Genomic DNA, 16,160 nt, shown 5'->3' with positions numbered 1-16,160 from the left:
GCCCCCTCGGGTGGAGGATGCTGGCTGCACGCGTCATCTGCGGAGAACGACAACAAATGCAGAGCAATCACTTGAGTCGCCATGCCCAGCAAGTTCACACCGTTGCCCACGGTGAAGCCGGGGAGAGCGGCAGTGACCCGGCGATCGCCCGTTCCTGGCTGCGCTGCCTTGAGGATTACCACCTCGACCCGACGCTGATCGAAGCCCCCGTGGTGCTTGAACACGGGCGGCTGCTGGAAACCCGCGAGCGCCTGCATCAGGTGCTGAAAATTGCCGACTCCGAGATGAACAGCCTGCATCAGCAGCTCTCTGGCGCTGGCCATGCGGTGCTGCTGACCGATGCCCGCGGGGTGATCCTCAACTGTGTCAGCGCCCCCAGCGAGCGGCGCATCTTCGAGCGGGCAGGGCTGTGGCTGGGCGCCGACTGGAGCGAGGCGCGCGAGGGCACCAACGGGATCGGTACCTGCCTGGTCGAGCGCCAGGCCCTGACCATCCATCAACACGAACATTTCCGTGGCCGCCACACCGGCCTGACCTGCTCGGCAAGCCCCGTGTTCGACCCGCATGGCGAGCTGCTGGCGGTGCTTGACGTGTCGTCGGCGCGGCCCGATGTCTCTCGGCAGAGCCAGTTCCACACCATGGCCCTGGTCAATCTGTCGGCGAAGATGATCGAGAGCTGTTATTTCCTGCGGCATTTCCAGCAGCAGTGGCTGCTGCGCTTTCATCTGCAGGCCGAATCGGTCGGCTTGTTCAGCGAGGGCTTGTTGGCCTTCGAGGGTGATGGGCGGATTTGCGCTGCCAACCAGAGCGCGCTCAACCTGCTGGGCACCGTTCGCGGTGGCGTGCTGGGCAAACCGGTGGACCGTTTTTTTGCCTGCAGCCCTGACGAGTTGTTCAGCCGCGCCGTACCCGGCGGCAGCACCGTCTGGCCTTTGCTCACGCGCGACGGCCGCCAGGTATTTGCCAGCCTGCGCGGCCAGGCGCGTGCACCCGTCTGGTCGGTACCGCTTGGCCAACCTCGGCCCCAGCGCGAACCAGAACCGGGTATCTGCCTGCTCGACCCGGCCTTGCAAAACGACTTCCGCCGCTGCGTGCGGGTGTTCGAACGTGATGTGCCGCTGCTGCTGCGCGGCGAGACTGGGTGCGGCAAGGAGGCATTTGCCCAGGCCGTGCACCAGGCCAGCCAGCGTCGCGGCAAGCCGTTCGTGGCAATCAACTGCGCCTCGATCCCGGAGAGCCTGATCGAAAGCGAGCTGTTCGGTTATCGCGGTGGCAGCTTTACCGGCGCGCGCAAGGAAGGCATGCGCGGCAAGTTGTTACAGGCCGATGGCGGCACGCTGTTGCTGGACGAGATCGGTGACATGCCACTGGCCTTGCAGACGCGCTTGTTGCGCGTACTGGAAGAGCGCCAGGTGGTGCCGATTGGCGGCGAGCCCCAAGCCGTGGACGTGCGCATTGTCAGCGCGACCCACCGCGACCTGCTGGAGCGGGTGGCGCAGGGGAGTTTCCGCGAAGACCTGTATTACCGGTTGAACGGGCTGGAAGTGGCCTTGCCAGCAGTGCGTGAGCGCAGTGACAAGGGCCCGTTGCTGGACTTTCTGCTGCGTCAGGAAGCGCAGGGGCAACGGGTCGAACTGGAGCCCAGTGCACGTCAGGCACTGCTGGACTTTGCCTGGCCGGGGAACGTGCGGCAGATGCGCAATGTATTGCGCACGCTCGTGGCGCTTTGCGATAACACTTTCATCGGGTTCTCCGACCTGCCCGCGACTTTCCGGAGTAATGCGGCCCCTGTGGGAGCGGGCTTGCCCCGCGAAGCAGGCAACGCGGTGGATGGCACCGGCTATGCCGGTGTTCGCGGGGCAAGCCCGCTCCCACACGGGTTTAGCACTAGCCTTCGAGATGATGAGCAAAACAGTCTCTCCCACAAGAGCGCGCCAGTGCGCCTTGAGGACGCTGAGTGCGAAGCTCTGCTGTCAGTGCTGGAGGCAAAACACTGGCACTTGACCCGTGTTGCCGAGCATCTGGGCATCAGCCGCAATACCTTGTATCGAAAACTGCGCAAACACGGCATCGCACGGGCCGGCTGAGCGAAACAGCGGGTGCGATTTCCCGCGCCCTGGGCTACCCTGCCTCGATGTTTTGCGAGGTCGACCATGCATATTCACATTCTCGGTATTTGCGGCACGTTCATGGGTTCCCTGGCGGTATTGGCCAAAGAGCTTGGCCACCGCGTCACCGGCTCCGACGCCAATGTCTATCCCCCGATGAGCACCCAGCTCGAAGCCCAGGGCATCGAACTGACCCAGGGCTACGACCCGGCTCAGCTAGACCCGGCACCCGACCTGGTGGTGGTCGGCAACGCCATGTCGCGGGGCAACCCGGCGGTGGAGTACGTGCTGAACAAGGGCCTGCCCTATGTCTCTGGCCCGCAATGGCTGGCCGACCATGTGCTGCAGGGCCGCTGGGTGCTGGCCGTCGCCGGTACCCATGGCAAGACCACCACCAGCAGCATGCTGGCCTGGGTGCTGGAGCACGCGGGCATGAGCCCGGGGTTCCTGATCGGCGGTGTGCCGCAGAACTTCTCGGTGTCGGCGCGTCTGGGCGACACCCCGTTCTTCGTGGTTGAGGCCGATGAATACGACAGTGCGTTCTTCGATAAACGCTCGAAGTTTGTTCACTACCACCCACGCACTGCGATCCTCAACAACCTTGAGTTCGATCACGCAGATATTTTCCCCGATCTGGCGTCCATCGAGCGGCAGTTCCACCATTTGGTGCGTACTATTCCGAGCGAAGGCCTGGTGATTCATCCGACCACCGAGCAGGCGCTGGAGCGGGTCATCGGCATGGGCTGCTGGACCCCGGTGCAAACCACCGGTGAAGGCGGGCAGTGGCAGGCGCGCCTGCTCAGCCCCGACGGTTCGCGCTTCGAAGTGCTGTTCGAGGGCGAAGCCCAGGGCGTGGTCGATTGGGCGCTAACCGGTCAGCACAACGTTGCCAACGCCTTGGCCACCCTGGCCGCCGCTCGCCATGTTGGTGTGGTGCCGGCCATGGGCATCGCCGGGCTGAGCGCCTTCAAGAGCGTTAAACGGCGTATGGAGACGGTCGCCGAGGTTCAGGGCGTGACCATTTATGATGACTTCGCCCACCACCCGACGGCTATTGCCACCACCCTCGACGGCCTGCGCAAGCGCGTCGGTGAAGCGCCAGTGATCGCGGTGATCGAGCCACGCTCCAATTCGATGAAGCTCGGCGCCCACCGTGACGGCCTGCCAGAGAGCGTCAACGATGCCGACCAGGTCATCTGGTACGCCCCGGCCAACCTGGGCTGGGACCTGGCCGCCACGGCAGCGCAGTGCAAGGTGCCGAGCGTGGTCGCCGACAGCCTGGAGGCGATCATCGAGCGCATCAAGGGTCAGGCGCGCCCAGGCACCCACGTGGTGATCATGAGCAACGGCGGCTTCGGCGGCCTGCACGGCAAGTTGGCCGAGGCGCTGAAGTGAGCGGGCCGGCGCGCATCACCCTGGCCATGACGGGCGCTTCGGGCGCCCAATATGGCCTGCGCCTGCTCGACTGCCTGGTACGTGAGGACCGCGAGGTGCACTTCCTCATCTCCAAGGCCGCGCAGTTGGTGATGTCCACCGAAACCGACGTGCTGTTGCCCCCAAAGCCCCAGGCGATGCAGGCGTTTCTGACCGAATACACCGGCGCTGCCGATGGGCAGATCCGCGTGTATGGCAAGGAAGACTGGATGTCGCCGGTGGCCTCGGGCTCTGGCGCGCCGGCGGCGATGGTGGTGGTGCCGTGTTCCACGGGTACCTTGTCGGCGATTGCCACCGGCGCTTGCAACAACCTGATCGAGCGTGCCGCTGACGTCACGCTCAAAGAGCGTCGCCAGCTGATCCTGGTACCGCGCGAGGCGCCGTTTTCGACGATCCACCTGGAGAACATGCTCAAGCTGTCGCAGATGGGTGCGGTCATTCTGCCGGCGGCCCCAGGCTTCTACCATCAGCCGCAGACCATCGACGACCTGATCGATTTCGTCGTTGCGCGCATTCTCAACCTGCTGGACATTCCCCAGGACATGCTGCCGCGTTGGGGTGAGCATCACTTCGGGGTGGATGATTGAAGCGAGCGCTGTCGGGGTTGATGGTGCTGACGCTTCTCAGTGGCTGCGCCACGGTGCGCACCCTGGATGCCAACAAGCCGGGCGCGCCGGTGGTGTATGCCGGGACCCGGCTGGACCTGTATGTGATGAACGGCGGGTGCTGCCCCAAGGATCACTTCGGGGCGCTGGCACCGGCTTATCCTGGGCTGGATCTGCCCGGCAGCCTGTTGCTTGATACCCTGCTGTTGCCGTTGTCGTTGCTGACGGCGGCGGGGGTCGGCTTCCAAGCTACCGGCGGCCTGTGATGACGGTATCGACGCCCCTGTGGGAGCGGGCTTGCCCCGCGAGCACGGGCGAAGCCCGTGCCACCCACCGCGATGCTAGTTTTTGCCCAGCCGGCGCAGCTCATCCGACTCGATAACCCGCACCCCGTCTTCCTCCTCCAGCGCCAAGCGCCACAGCGCCCGCGCCAGGGTGCACGCCTCGATACCCCGATACTTCCCAGGTATCAGCTTGGAAAGCGGCGAAATCAGTTGCTCGCCAAAGCGCGGCTTAATGCGATCACCCAGCAACAGCGAGGGCCGGACAATGGTCAACTGCGGCCAGTCCTGGGCTTTGAGCGCCTCTTCCATTTCGCCTTTGACCCGGTTGTAGAAGATCGACGACTTAGGGTCGGCGCCGAGTGCGCTGACCACCAGCAGGTGCCGTGCTCCCAGTTCCCTGGCACGTTTGCTGAAGGCCACGACCATGTCCAGGTCCACGGCGCGGAACGCCGATTCGGAGCCTGCCTGCTTGAGCGTGGTGCCCAGGCAGCAATAGGCGATATCGACACGCCCCGCCAGCTGCGGGAGGAACACCGCCGGGTCGCCCACTGGGTTTTCCAGGTGCGGGTGTTCGGCCAGTGGCCGGCGAGTAGGCGCCAGCACCCGGCTGATGGTCGGTTCGTTGAGTAGGCGGTCGAGCAGGTGTTCACCCGTCAGACCCGTGGCACCGGCAAGCAAGACATGCTGAGGCGTCAAATACATGATGTCTCTCCCTTGTTACACACAAGCTTAGTGGTTGCGGGGCTTTTTTGCCTGCTCCTCCACGGTGGCCTGTGCAGCATTGCGTAGCGCTTCTTCGGCCTGTTGCCGCCTTAGGTGCTGCCAGTGTGCCAGTACTGCTGGCGGCGCCCAAAGCTGCGGTTCAGAGGCTTCGAAACCTTCCTTTAGTTCTCTTTCGGCAACGCTGGCGCGCGCCAGTTCAAACGCTTGTTTCAGGTCGTCGGTCTGGTTGAGCGCTTCGGCGAACAGGGCATCGCCAAAGTAGGTGAAGTCAGCTTCTTCGGAGCATCCGAAAGACACCCGATCGGCGCGCGCGGCCGTCATGATCAGCGTGCGATCGTCCTTGAGCGGTGCAATATAGCCCCCGGAATAGCAGGCAGAGATGACGATTACCTTGTCGCGATCTTTCAGCGGTGCCAGGGCACTGGCCAGTTCGTCGGCGGGCAGGTCGGCCAGTTGCAGGCGTGGTTGGTCGAGTACCAATTGGTGGTCGTGGCTGCCGTGGCTGGTGAGGTAGATGAACACCAGGTCCTCGGGGCCGCTGCGCTCGGCCAGGGTGCGGGCGGCGCGGGTGAGGTTTTCGCGGGTGGCCATGGGGCGGCTGGCCATGTGGTCACGGTGATTGACCAGGGTGACCTGGCCACGGGCGCCAAAACGTACCTTGAGCATGTTGCTGACATAGTCGGCTTCACGCAGGAACACGCTTTGCTGGCCATCGCCGGCCACTACCAGGCTGTAAAGCTGGATCGCCGGTGCGCTGTGCGGTACGCGCGCCAGCGCGTCTTCCAGCAGGCGGCCCTGATTGAGCAGGGCCAGGTCCAGCGGGTCGGGCAACAGCGTACCTTTTGCGTCACGCACGCGTACGCCGTTGACCCAGGTGCCGCCCTCGACCTTGCCGTTGGCCAGGGTCAGTCGGCCCTGGCCATGGTAGGCATCGTTTTCGAAGCCGCCGATGTACTGGCTGCCGTCGGCCAGTTTCAGGTTGCCTTGGCCAGCAAGGTGCCAGTCAACGAAACCGCCTTTGTAGTGGCTGCCATCGCTGCCGAGCAGTTCGCCTTCGCCAATGAGTGAGCCGTCCTTGAACTCGCCGATCCATACGTCGCCGTCGGCGCTTTCATAGCGGCCGCGGCCCTCCAGGCGGTTGTCCTTGAATTCGCCGATGTACTGCTCGCCGTCGACGCTGTTGTAGGTACCGCTGCCTTGCAGCTGGCCATCGACGAAACGGCCGCTGAACTGGTTGCCGCTGGCATCGCTGCGCACCCCGGCGCCGTTCGGCTTGCCCTTGGCGAACAGGCCCTGGTAGCGGCTGCCGTCGGCAAGCGCCAACTCGCCCGCGCCCTCGTACTGGTCGTCTTTGAACTGGCCACGGTAAGTCTGGTCGGCTTGCTTGAGGGTGCCTTCACCGTCGCGGCGGCCGTGCTTGAAGGTACCGGCATAGTGGCTGCCCGGTGTGGTCAGGTCGCCCAGCCCCTGGAACAGGCCTTCGGCGAACTGGCCACGGTAGACTTCACCATTTCGACCGTGCCACTCGCCCTGACCATGCCACTGGCCATCCTTGAAACCACCGGCGTACCAACTGCCGTTGGGGTAGTCGATGCGGCCCTCGCCCTGCAGCAGGCCGTCGACCACCTCACCCCGGTAACGCCCGCCGTCAGGCAGGCGCGCGTCCGGAGGTAATAGCGATTCGCCATCTCCGCACGCGGCGAGCAACAGGATCAAGGTGATAGGGAGCAGTGGACGCATGGTGGAGACCGGGCAATAGGTCTGCCGAGTATGACGCAGAATGGGATCCTGAGACAGCGAGCGCATTGGGGGAATCTGTGGGTGATTGCCCAGCCTCTTGGGGCAGTCCACATTGTGGGAGCGGGCTTGCCCCGCGAATGAGGCCACGCGGAGCATGGCACCGGCTTCGCCGGTGTTCGCGGGACTGGCCCGCTCTCACAGAGTTGCTGCTAACTCAGTGAGTTGAGTTTTGCTCTATGAGAGATTGCCCAGCCTCTTGGGGGTGCGCTGTCACGCAGAGAACAGTGGTCATTGTGGGAGCGGGCTTGCCCCGCGAATGAGGCCGCGCGGAGCATGGCACCGGCTTCGCCGGTGTTCGCGGGACAAGCCCGCTCCCACAGAGTCGCTGCTAACTCAGTGAGTTAAGTTTTGCTCTATGAGAGATTGCCCAGCCTCTTGGGGGTGCGCTGTCACGCAGAGAACAGTGGTCATTGTGGGAGCGGGCTTGCCCCGCGAATGAGGCCACGCGGAGCATGGCACCGGCTTCGCCGGTGTTCGCGGGACAAGCCCGCTCCCACAGGGGGCGACAGGCTTTGAGCTTTTGTTACATCAACGCACGCCCGGCGAAACGATAATCTTCACGTTCTCCTCCTTGTTGTTCACCAGTTCTTCGAAGCCCAGTTCGACGATCTGCTCAAGCCCGATCCGGCCCGTCACCAGCGGGCGGATATCCAGCCTTCCGTCAGCGATGAAGGCGATTACATCGGCAAACTCCCCGTTGTACGCCAGGGCCCCGAGCACCTGTTTCTCGGTGGACACCAGTTCGAAGAAGTTGAACTCGCTGGGTTCTTCGAAGATCCCCACCAGCACGCATTTGCCCGCCTTGCGAATCGTGTCGATGGCAAGCTTCGCGGTGTGCTTGTTGCCAATGCACTCGAAGCTCACGTCCGCACCAAGCCCGGCAGTCAGTGCGCGGATTTCGGCCAGGGCATCGCATTGGCTAGGGTCCAACACCACGTTGGCACCCACTTCGCGCGCCTTGGCCTTGCGCGCCGAGGACATTTCCAGGGCAATGACCTGCGCCGCGCCAGCGGCCTTGGCGCACATGATGGTGCACAGCCCAATGGTGCCAGCGCCCACCACCACGACGGTTTGCCCAAGCAGGCTGCCGGCCTTTTTCACCGCGTGCATGCCTACCGCCAGCGGCTCGATCAGCGCGCCGGCTTCTGCCGGAAACCCCTGGGGCAGCCGGTACAGCAGGTTGGCGGGGACGTTGACCAACTCTGCGAAGGCGCCATTGTTCATCAGGCCGGTGAAGGCCAGTCGCTCGCAGATGTTGTACAGCCCATGGGTGCAGTAGTAGCAGGTGCCGCAATGCTGGCAGGCGTCCGCCGCCACCGGGTCGCCGACCGCAAAGCCCTCGACGCCTTCGCCGAGTTTGGCGATTTCGCCGCAGAATTCGTGGCCAAGGATGCACTGGCCCTGAATGCCGGTCAGCGGGTGGGGCGCCTCTACCGGGATGAACACCGGCCCTGCGACGTATTCATGCAGGTCGGAGCCGCAGATCCCGCACCAGTCCACTTTGATTTGCACCCAGCCAGGCGCAGGGTCGGCAGGCAAGGGCACCTGTTCGACGCGGATATCATGGCGGCCATGCCAGACGGCAGCGCGCATGTGAGTGTGGCTCAGGTCATTCATTTTTATTGTCTCCAGGCTCACGCGTAGGGGTCAGTGCTTGCGCAGGAAGGCGAGCAATTGTTGGTTGACCTGTTCGGCCGCCTCCATCTGCACCATGTGGCCGGCGTCTGGCAGCACCAGCACTTCGGCTTCCAGCCCTTCGGCATGGCTGGCCGGGATGATCGCGTCCTTGGCGCCCCAGATCACCAGCGCCGGATGCTGCCCCAGCACACCGCGCAGGTCGTGGCGCTGCTGGTCGCCTTCGGCGATGGCCGACGCCAGCTGGCGCAACGCTGCGTCGACGCCCTCCAGCCGCTTGAACTTGAGCATGTCCTCAAGCAACTGCCGGGTGACCAGCGCCGGGTCGGCAAACAGCTGCACCATCTGCGGCTTGAGTGCGTTGCGGTTTGCCGCGGCCACGAAACCTTGCAAGTACTGCCCGTTGATCGCCGCCCCCAGGCCTGCACTGGCCACCAGGCTCAGGCTGGCCACCCGCTGCGGCGCCAGGCGCGCCACGTTCAGGCTGACCGCGCCGCCCATCGAATGCCCCGCCAGGTGGGCCCGGGGAATCTCCAGGTGGTCGAGCAGCGCCAGCACGCTTTCGCTCAGTTCATCCAGGTCGCCGCGTTGCAGGGCCTTGGCCGATTCACCATGCCCCGGCAGGTCGAGCGCGATGACGCGGCGTTCGGCCGCCAATGCCGGGTGGTTGAACAACCAGTTGTTCAAGTCACCGCCAAAGCCATGCACCAGCACCAGCGGCGTTCCGCCTTCGCCCAGTTCGAACCAGCGCAACAGGCGGCCGCCCACTTCGGCTTTTTGCGGGGCAGGCCCTTGCACTTGGTCCGCGCCACCTTCGGCGACGAATTCGGCCTGGAAGCGCTGCACCACGGCATCTATCTCGGCCTCGTCGGCTTCGCCTTCGACTACCACGGCCAGCAATGCGCCGACCGGCAATGTTTCATCCGGCTGGGCCACCAGGCGGCGCAGCACACCGCTGAAGGGGGCTTCGACGCTGCTACTGATCTTGTCGGTCTCGACGTCCAGCACTTCGTCGCCTTTGCTGATGGGGTCACCTTCCTGCTTGAGCCAGGTGTCCACCCGGCCCTCGGTCATCGACAAGCCCCACTTGGGCATGGTCAGCGTATGGATCTGGCTCATGCGGCGCTCCTTGCAGCTTCGATCACCTTGCGCACAGCGGCCTCGATCTTCGCCGCGTCGGGGATGTACAGGTCTTCCAGGGCATCGGAGAACGGCACCGGCGTGTGTGGCGCAGTGACCATCTCGATCGGGCCCTTGAGGGCGCCGAAGGCCTTCTGCGCCACCAGTGCGCTGATGTCGGTGGCCATGGAGCAGCGCGGGTTGGCCTCGTCGATCACCACCAGGCGGCCGGTTTTCTCCACGCTTTCCAGAATGCTGCCTTCATCCAGCGGGCTGGTGGTGCGCAGGTCCAGCACTTCGCAGTCGATGCCTTGGCGGGCCAGGTTGTTGGCGGCTTCCAAGGCGATGTGGACCATGCGGCCGTAGGTCACCAAGGTTACGTCGTCGCCATCACGCAGGAAGTTGGCTTCGCCGAACGGCACGGTGTAAACCTCTTCCGGCACCTCGCCCTGCATGCTGTAGAGCAGCTTGTGCTCGCAGAAGATTACCGGGTCGTTGTCGCGAATCGCCTGAATCAACAGGCCCTTGGCATCGTACGGCGAGGACGGGCAGACCACCTTCAGGCCGGGGATGTGCGTCCATAGCGAAGTGAGCATCTGCGAGTGCTGGGCGGCCGCGCGCAGCCCGGCGCCGTACATGGTGCGCATCACCAGCGGGGTGACCGCCTTGCCGCCGAACATGTAGCGGAATTTGGCGGCCTGGTTGAGGATCTGGTCCAGGCAGCAGCCGGCGAAGTCGACGAACATCAGTTCGCACACAGGGCGCAGGCCCTGGGTTGCGGCACCGACGGCGGCGCCGACATAGCCGATTTCGGACAGCGGCGCATCGAGCACCCGCCCTGGGAACTGGTGATAGAGGCCTTTGGTCACGCCCAGCACGCCGCCCCAGGCATCTTCCTCGCCGGGCGCACCCGCACCACCGGCCACGTCTTCACCGATGATGAACACCGTGCTGTCGCGGCGCATTTCCTGGGCCAGGGCTTCGTTGATGGCCTGCTGGTAGCTGATCTTTCTTGCCATGGTGATTCTCCTCTTGTTCTTGTAATCCGCGGCTCAGGGGTAGCTGACGTAGACGTCGCTGAGCAGGTCGGCGGGCTGTGGCTTGGGATCGGACTTGGCGCGGCGCACGGCGTCTTCGATCAGGTCTTCGACACGCGCGTCGATGGCGTCCAGCTGTTCGGCGCTGAGCAGGCCGGCCCGGGTGGTCTTGTTGCGGAACTGCATCAGGCAATCGCGGGACTCGCGCAGGTTCTTCACTTCGTCCGGGGCGCGGTAGGTTTGCGCATCCCCTTCGAAGTGGCCGTAGTAGCGGCTGAGCTTGACCTCGATCAGCGACGGGCCTTGCCCGGAGCGCGCCCGCTCGATGGCCGCGCCAGCGGCTTCGTACACCGCGAAGAAGTCGAAGCCATCGATGGTCACGCCAGGCATGCCGAAGCCGGCGGCGCGGTCGGCAATATGGTCGCAGGCCACCGACCAGTTCGAGGCGGTGGCTTCGGCATAGCCATTGTTCTCGGCGACGAAGATGCACGGCAGGTTCATGATCGAGGCCATGTTCATGGCTTCGAACACTGCACCTTCGTTGGAGGCGCCGTCGCCGAAGAAGGCCACCGACACGTCATCGCGGCCCTTGAGCTTGGCGGCCAGGGCGGCGCCGGCAACCAGTGGCGCACCGGCGCCGACGATGCCGTTGGCGCCGAGCATGCCTTTTTCCAGGTCGGCAATGTGCATCGAACCCCCTTTGCCACCGCACACACCGGTCTTCTTGCCGTAGATCTCGGCCATCATGCCGTATACATCCACGCCCTTGGCTATGCAGTGGCCATGCCCGCGGTGGGTCGAGGCAATGCAGTCGCTGTCGCGCAGGTGGGCCATGACGCCTGCGGCGGACGCTTCTTCACCGGCATAGAGGTGGACGAAGCCGGGAATCTCGCCGGTGGCGAACTCCACGTGCAGACGCTCTTCGAATGCGCGGATGGTGCGCATCACTTCATAGGCATGCAGCAATTGTTCTGTACTGAGTTGATTGGACATCTTGTTGTTCTCCAGGGTTGTCTCAACACGCGGTTGCAGGGTGTAGCCGGTGGCCGCGCGCAACGGCCAGCAGGTGATGGCGGGCGGCGTGGGCCAGCACGGCCTCGACGTCCACGGTGAGCGGGCCCTGGTGGTCCAGGGTGATGGTGGGCGTGTCGTGTTCGGCGAATTCGATCTCGCGTTCGCCGTCCAGCGCCAGGGTGCCGCTGGCCAGGCTCAGGCGATGGGCGACGCCTGGCGTCAACGGGCCGCTGGCGGTGATGCCGCAGCCTTGCAGCAGGCCAGGTGCCAGGGGGGCGAGCAGGGCCTGTTCGGCGCCGGGGTTCAGGCGTACCCAGGCGCCGTTGGCGTCCTGGCGAGACACCGGGCACCACAGGCCGCACAAGGCGGACAGGCCAATGGCGTGGGGTTCGGCGAAGCAGGCGAACACTTCGCTGAGGTCTTCGCTGCGGCTCAGGGCGCGGGCGCCGATGAAGCGCTGGGGCGACACGGCGACCTCCACCAGGGCCCACTCGGCCAGCTGCTGCTCGGGCACCTTCACCAGCAAGCGCTTGTTACGGCGTAGGCCGATGCTGGCGGGCACCCGGCCGCTGGCGAGCAAGCCACCTGCCAGGCCGGCGCTGGTGGCTTCGCGCAGTTCAGGGAAGGCATTGTTGGTGCCGGTGGACAAGGTCAGCAGTGGAATGTCACCGGCCTCGGCAGCGACTGCCTTGTGGGTGCCGTCGCCGCCGAGCACCGCGATCATCGCCACGCCGTGCTCGACCATGCGCCGGGTGGCCAAGCGGGTATCGGCAACGGTCTGGGTCAGCGGCAGGTCGATAATCTCGATGCTCGGCCAGTGCTGGTCGCGGGCGCCGGGGCCTTGGCTGGCCTTGAGCACGGCGGCAGCGATGCCGGTCATGTCGGTCGGCAGCAGCACCCGGCCAATGCCGGTGGCACCGAAGGCGGCGAGCAGGCGCTGGATCGCCGAGGCCTTGTCGGTGCTCGAATAGAGCCCGGCACTGGCGGTCAGGCGGCGCAGGTCGCGGCCGGAGGCAGGGTTGGCAATGATCCCGACAGTCGGGGTGGGTTGCGGCATGGCGCACCTCATGTTCTTGTTTGTCAGGGACAGAGCAAGGGCGGTGCCAGCTTTCTTCGAGCTGCCTGAAGTGGCCGTGCCAGAGCGGTTTCTCGATAGGGTTTGGTGTGTCCCGGGCAGGGCCGGCGAGACGCGGGGTGCCACCGCGCGGCTGCGTTTGCCGAGACGCTGAGACGCTGCGTCTCAAGCGAGCCGGTAATCACACAGTGCTTGTCGGGGCTTGTGCGCAAGTGCTTAATGGCCGCACAACGATAAAAACAGCAATGAGAACCGGAGGGCCTGAATGCTTGCCGCGAACTCCCGAGCCCATGTCGACTGCGTCAGCCGGGTGCTGAAAAACGCCGATCGCCTGCCACAGGCGCCGGTGCCGCCACTGATCCTCGACTCCTGGCGCCGCTCCATGGACCTGTATCGCCTCGATCCAGGCTCCCAGCAGGGGCCACGTATCCTTTCCCAAAGCCTGCTTAACGAGTGCCGCGAGCGCGCGGAGCTGTTTTTGCGCATTGCCAGCGATGCCGTGGCGCGGCTGCATGAGCAGGTGCGCGGCGCCGACTATTGCGTGCTGCTTACCGATGCCCAGGGGCAGACCATCGATTACCGGGTCGAGTCAGCCATCCGCAATGACTGCCGCAAGGCGGGGTTGTACCTGGGCACCTGTTGGTCGGAAGGCGAGGAGGGCACCTGTGGGGTGGCGGCGGTGCTGACCAGCAAGGCGCCCGTCACGGTGCACAAGCGCGATCATTTTCGCGCCGCCTTCATTGGCCTGACCTGCACGGCGGCGCCGGTGTTCGACCCGCTTGGCGAGCTGCTTGGCGTGGTGGATGTGTCGGCCTTGCAGTCCCCGGACGATCGCCGCAGCCAGCACTTGATTCGGCAGTTGGTCGAGCAGACCGCACGCGAGATAGAAAACGCGTTCTTTATGCACAGTGCCCAGGGCCACTGGGTCATGCGCGCGCACGGCACGCCGGGCTACGTCGAGAGCCAGCCGGACTACCTGCTGGCCTGGGATGCCGACGGCCGCCTGCAGGCGATCAACAGCCTGGCCCGCCAGCGGCTGGTTGAGCGCCTGGGCCGCTTGCCTGAGCACATCGGCGAGCTGTTCGACCTGGGCCAACTGCGCTGCATCAACGCGGCCTCGGCGCAACGCCTGCCAGGCTGGGGCGAGCTGTATGGCCGGGTCAGCGCGCCGCAACGGCGCCAGCGGCCGCAGCCGCTGCGCCAAACGCAGGACGCGCGCATCGAGCAGCATTTACGCCTGGCCACGCGGGTCAAGGACTGCAACCTGGCGGTGCTGGTGCAAGGCGAGACGGGTTCGGGCAAAGAAGTCTTCGCCCGTCAGTTGCATTTGCAGAGCCAGCGGCGTGAGGGGCCCTTCGTCACCTTGAATTGCGCAGCCATCCCCGAAAGCCTGATCGAGAGCGAGCTGTTCGGCTATGTGGCCGGGGCATTTACCGGTGCCTCCAGCAAAGGCATGCAAGGGCTTTTGCAGCAGGCCGATGGCGGCACCCTGTTTCTCGACGAAATCGGCGACATGCCGCTGAACCTGCAAACCCGCCTGCTGCGCGTGCTGGCCGAGGGCGAGGTGGCACCCTTGGGGGCGGCCCGGCGTGAGCGGGTGGACATCCAGGTGATCTGCGCGACGCACCGGGACCTGGCGGCGATGGTGGCGGACGGGCGCTTTCGCGAGGACCTGTACTTCCGCTTGGCCAACGCCAGGTTCGAATTGCCGCCGTTGCGTGAGCGGGAGGATCGGCTGGGCTTGATTCATCGGTTGCTGGTCGAAGAAGCCGAGGCCTGCGGGGTCGAGGTGGTGCTGGCCGACGATGCGCTGCAGGCGCTGTTGCTGTACCGCTGGCCGGGCAATTTGCGGCAACTGCGCCAGGTGTTGCGCTATGCCTGCGCGGTGAGTGAGGGCGGGTGGGTGCGGCTTGAAGATTTACCGCAGGAGGTGCGTGGCGATGCCGTGGCTTCTGCCGAAGTGGATGCCTGCAGCCCGGCTCGGCAACTGTTGCTCGATGCGTTGATCCGGCACCGCTGGAAGCCGGCTGATGCGGCGCGGGCGTTGGGGATATCGCGGGCGACGCTGTACAGGCGGGTGCATGAGCACCGGATCGAGATGCCTAGAATGAAAGGGTGATGGGCTTGCCTCAGGATTTTCAGCGCCTGTGAGATCGAGCGCCGCCCGCGCGGCGCTTCGCGGGGCAAGCCCGCTCCCACATTTGTTTCGGGCCCGAAGCAGATGTGGGAGCAACTGTCTTCTTGTGGAAGCTGGCCTTGCCGGCGATGGGGCGCGTAGCGCCCCAGGCCCGGCTGTGCCGGGCATCGCCAGCAAGGCTTGCTCCTACGAATGAGCTATTTGCTCCTTCCAGGGCGTTCCGGTCTTGAGCATCGCATTTAGCCTCACTATCAATACTCGCATACACGCCACCACCGATACTTTCGCGCACTTCCCCTGGGCTCGCAGTGCTTTGTAGCGCTCGCAGAAGTCCTTGTTGTGCCGTATCACCACCCAGCAGGCCATATAGAGCGCCCGCCTGACTTGTGAGCGTCCCCCCCAGATTGAACGCTTGCCCGACTGCTTGCCGCTGTCCTGGTTGAACGGCGCAACACCGACCAAGGCGGCAATTTCCTTCTTATCCACCTGGCCCAGCTCTGGCAGCAAGGCCATCAGCTTTCCGGCAGTAATCAGACCAATTCCTTTGACTTGAGTGAGCTGTTTAACCCGATCATCAGGCAAAGCTGCTGCCTGCTGTGCGATCTCTTGTTCCAGCGCTCGAATTTCACCCTTCAGATAGGCGATGTGTTGTTCCAACCGCAAACAAACACTGGGAGCCCGCGCCTGCTTCAGGCGCCGCTTGTCATCGTCGCGCTGTTGGACGAAGCGATCCCGCTGCATAAGCAGTTCGCGCAGCAAAGCCCGCTCGGGTGTCATCACCTGGCAAGGCCGTGGGGGCATAACTTCAGCCAGGTGAGCCAAAACAGCTGCGTCAATGGGATCGGTCTTGGCGCGTTTACCCATCGACTTGGCAAAGTCCCGGGCACGACTGGGATTGATCCGGCAAACCGGAAAATCGGCATCCTGCAGCGCTTTGAGGACATTGCACTCGTAGCCACCGGTAGCTTCGAGCAAGACCATTGAAATTGCATACTCGCCAAGCTTTTCGACGAGCAGTTGGAATCCCTTCAAGTCATTGGAAACACTGAAGTTCACCCCCTCAGGACGGATGTGAACAGCAAGTGTGGCACTGGAAACATCGATGCCGACAGAGGAAGACATGGCCAAACCCTCTTAAACTCAAGGAGTGAGAGCGCTTTGGCTTGGCCCACGCTTGTGATTCGAGATT

General features: G+C 64.5%; 13 protein-coding genes. 5 read left to right on the top strand and 8 right to left on the bottom strand.

Features of this window, described 5'->3' with window-relative positions:
* Positions 1-56: 56 nt before the first annotated feature.
* From OGV19_RS20860 to OGV19_RS20845, 4 genes are all read left to right on the top strand, one after another.
* A complete protein-coding gene (locus OGV19_RS20860) occupies positions 57-2,087 on the top strand; it encodes a sigma-54-dependent Fis family transcriptional regulator (protein WP_264310463.1) in 2,031 nt (676 codons plus the stop codon).
* A gap of 66 nt (positions 2,088-2,153) precedes the next feature.
* On the top strand, positions 2,154-3,503 hold the full coding sequence (gene mpl, locus OGV19_RS20855; protein ID WP_264310462.1) for a UDP-N-acetylmuramate:L-alanyl-gamma-D-glutamyl-meso-diaminopimelate ligase: 1,350 nt from the start codon (positions 2,154-2,156) through the stop codon (positions 3,501-3,503).
* Positions 3,500-4,129: a flavin prenyltransferase UbiX gene (gene ubiX / locus OGV19_RS20850; RefSeq protein WP_264310461.1), complete on the top strand. Its 630-nt coding sequence runs from the start codon at positions 3,500-3,502 to the stop codon at positions 4,127-4,129. Before mpl ends, ubiX begins: the two co-directional genes overlap by 4 nt.
* Positions 4,126-4,413 (top strand): YceK/YidQ family lipoprotein, encoded by a 288-nt coding sequence (locus OGV19_RS20845; RefSeq protein ID WP_264310460.1) that lies wholly within the window; start codon positions 4,126-4,128, stop codon positions 4,411-4,413. The genes ubiX and OGV19_RS20845 overlap by 4 nt, the downstream gene beginning before the upstream one ends.
* A 75-nt stretch (positions 4,414-4,488) precedes the next feature.
* Here OGV19_RS20845 and OGV19_RS20840 read toward each other — a convergent pair whose 3' ends face one another.
* The 7 genes from OGV19_RS20840 to OGV19_RS20810 all read right to left on the bottom strand — a co-directional run bounded on the left by OGV19_RS20840 (position 4,489) and on the right by OGV19_RS20810 (position 12,816).
* Entirely contained in the window at positions 4,489-5,133 is a 645-nt protein-coding gene (locus OGV19_RS20840) for an oxidoreductase (RefSeq protein WP_264310459.1), read from the bottom strand.
* A 27-nt stretch (positions 5,134-5,160) separates the two neighbouring features.
* Complete coding sequence (locus tag OGV19_RS20835) at positions 5,161-6,894, bottom strand: C13 family peptidase (protein ID WP_264310458.1); 1,734 nt, start codon at positions 6,892-6,894, stop codon at positions 5,161-5,163.
* 588 nt (positions 6,895-7,482) lie between these two features.
* Positions 7,483-8,547 carry a 2,3-butanediol dehydrogenase gene (locus tag OGV19_RS20830; RefSeq protein WP_264313983.1) on the bottom strand — a complete coding sequence of 355 codons (1,065 nt, stop codon included), beginning with the start codon at positions 8,545-8,547 and terminating at the stop codon, positions 7,483-7,485.
* A 54-nt stretch (positions 8,548-8,601) separates the two neighbouring features.
* On the bottom strand, positions 8,602-9,708 hold the full coding sequence (locus OGV19_RS20825) for an acetoin dehydrogenase dihydrolipoyllysine-residue acetyltransferase subunit (protein WP_264310457.1): 1,107 nt from the start codon (positions 9,706-9,708) through the stop codon (positions 8,602-8,604).
* Positions 9,705-10,727: an alpha-ketoacid dehydrogenase subunit beta gene (locus OGV19_RS20820; RefSeq protein ID WP_264310456.1), complete on the bottom strand. Its 1,023-nt coding sequence runs from the start codon at positions 10,725-10,727 to the stop codon at positions 9,705-9,707. Before OGV19_RS20820 ends, OGV19_RS20825 begins: the two co-directional genes overlap by 4 nt.
* Positions 10,728-10,760: 33 nt before the next feature.
* Complete coding sequence (locus tag OGV19_RS20815; protein ID WP_027594944.1) at positions 10,761-11,738, bottom strand: thiamine pyrophosphate-dependent dehydrogenase E1 component subunit alpha; 978 nt, start codon at positions 11,736-11,738, stop codon at positions 10,761-10,763.
* A gap of 22 nt (positions 11,739-11,760) precedes the next feature.
* Positions 11,761-12,816: an ATP-NAD kinase family protein gene (locus OGV19_RS20810; protein ID WP_264310455.1), complete on the bottom strand. Its 1,056-nt coding sequence runs from the start codon at positions 12,814-12,816 to the stop codon at positions 11,761-11,763.
* Between the two features lie 283 nt (positions 12,817-13,099).
* Between OGV19_RS20810 and OGV19_RS20805 the strand changes: the two genes are divergently transcribed.
* Entirely contained in the window at positions 13,100-14,953 is a 1,854-nt protein-coding gene (locus OGV19_RS20805) for a sigma-54-dependent Fis family transcriptional regulator (RefSeq protein WP_264310454.1), read from the top strand.
* Between the two features lie 204 nt (positions 14,954-15,157).
* Here OGV19_RS20805 and OGV19_RS20800 read toward each other — a convergent pair whose 3' ends face one another.
* A complete protein-coding gene (locus OGV19_RS20800) occupies positions 15,158-16,093 on the bottom strand; it encodes an IS110 family transposase (RefSeq protein WP_264309880.1) in 936 nt (311 codons plus the stop codon).
* Positions 16,094-16,160: the final 67 nt, after the last annotated feature.

It is taken from the genome of Pseudomonas putida, assembly GCF_025905425.1.
GTDB lineage: Bacteria > Pseudomonadota > Gammaproteobacteria > Pseudomonadales > Pseudomonadaceae > Aquipseudomonas > Aquipseudomonas putida_AF.
The sequence above is the reverse complement of the archived record's forward strand: the minus strand, read 5'-3'. Positions and strand labels throughout refer to the sequence as shown.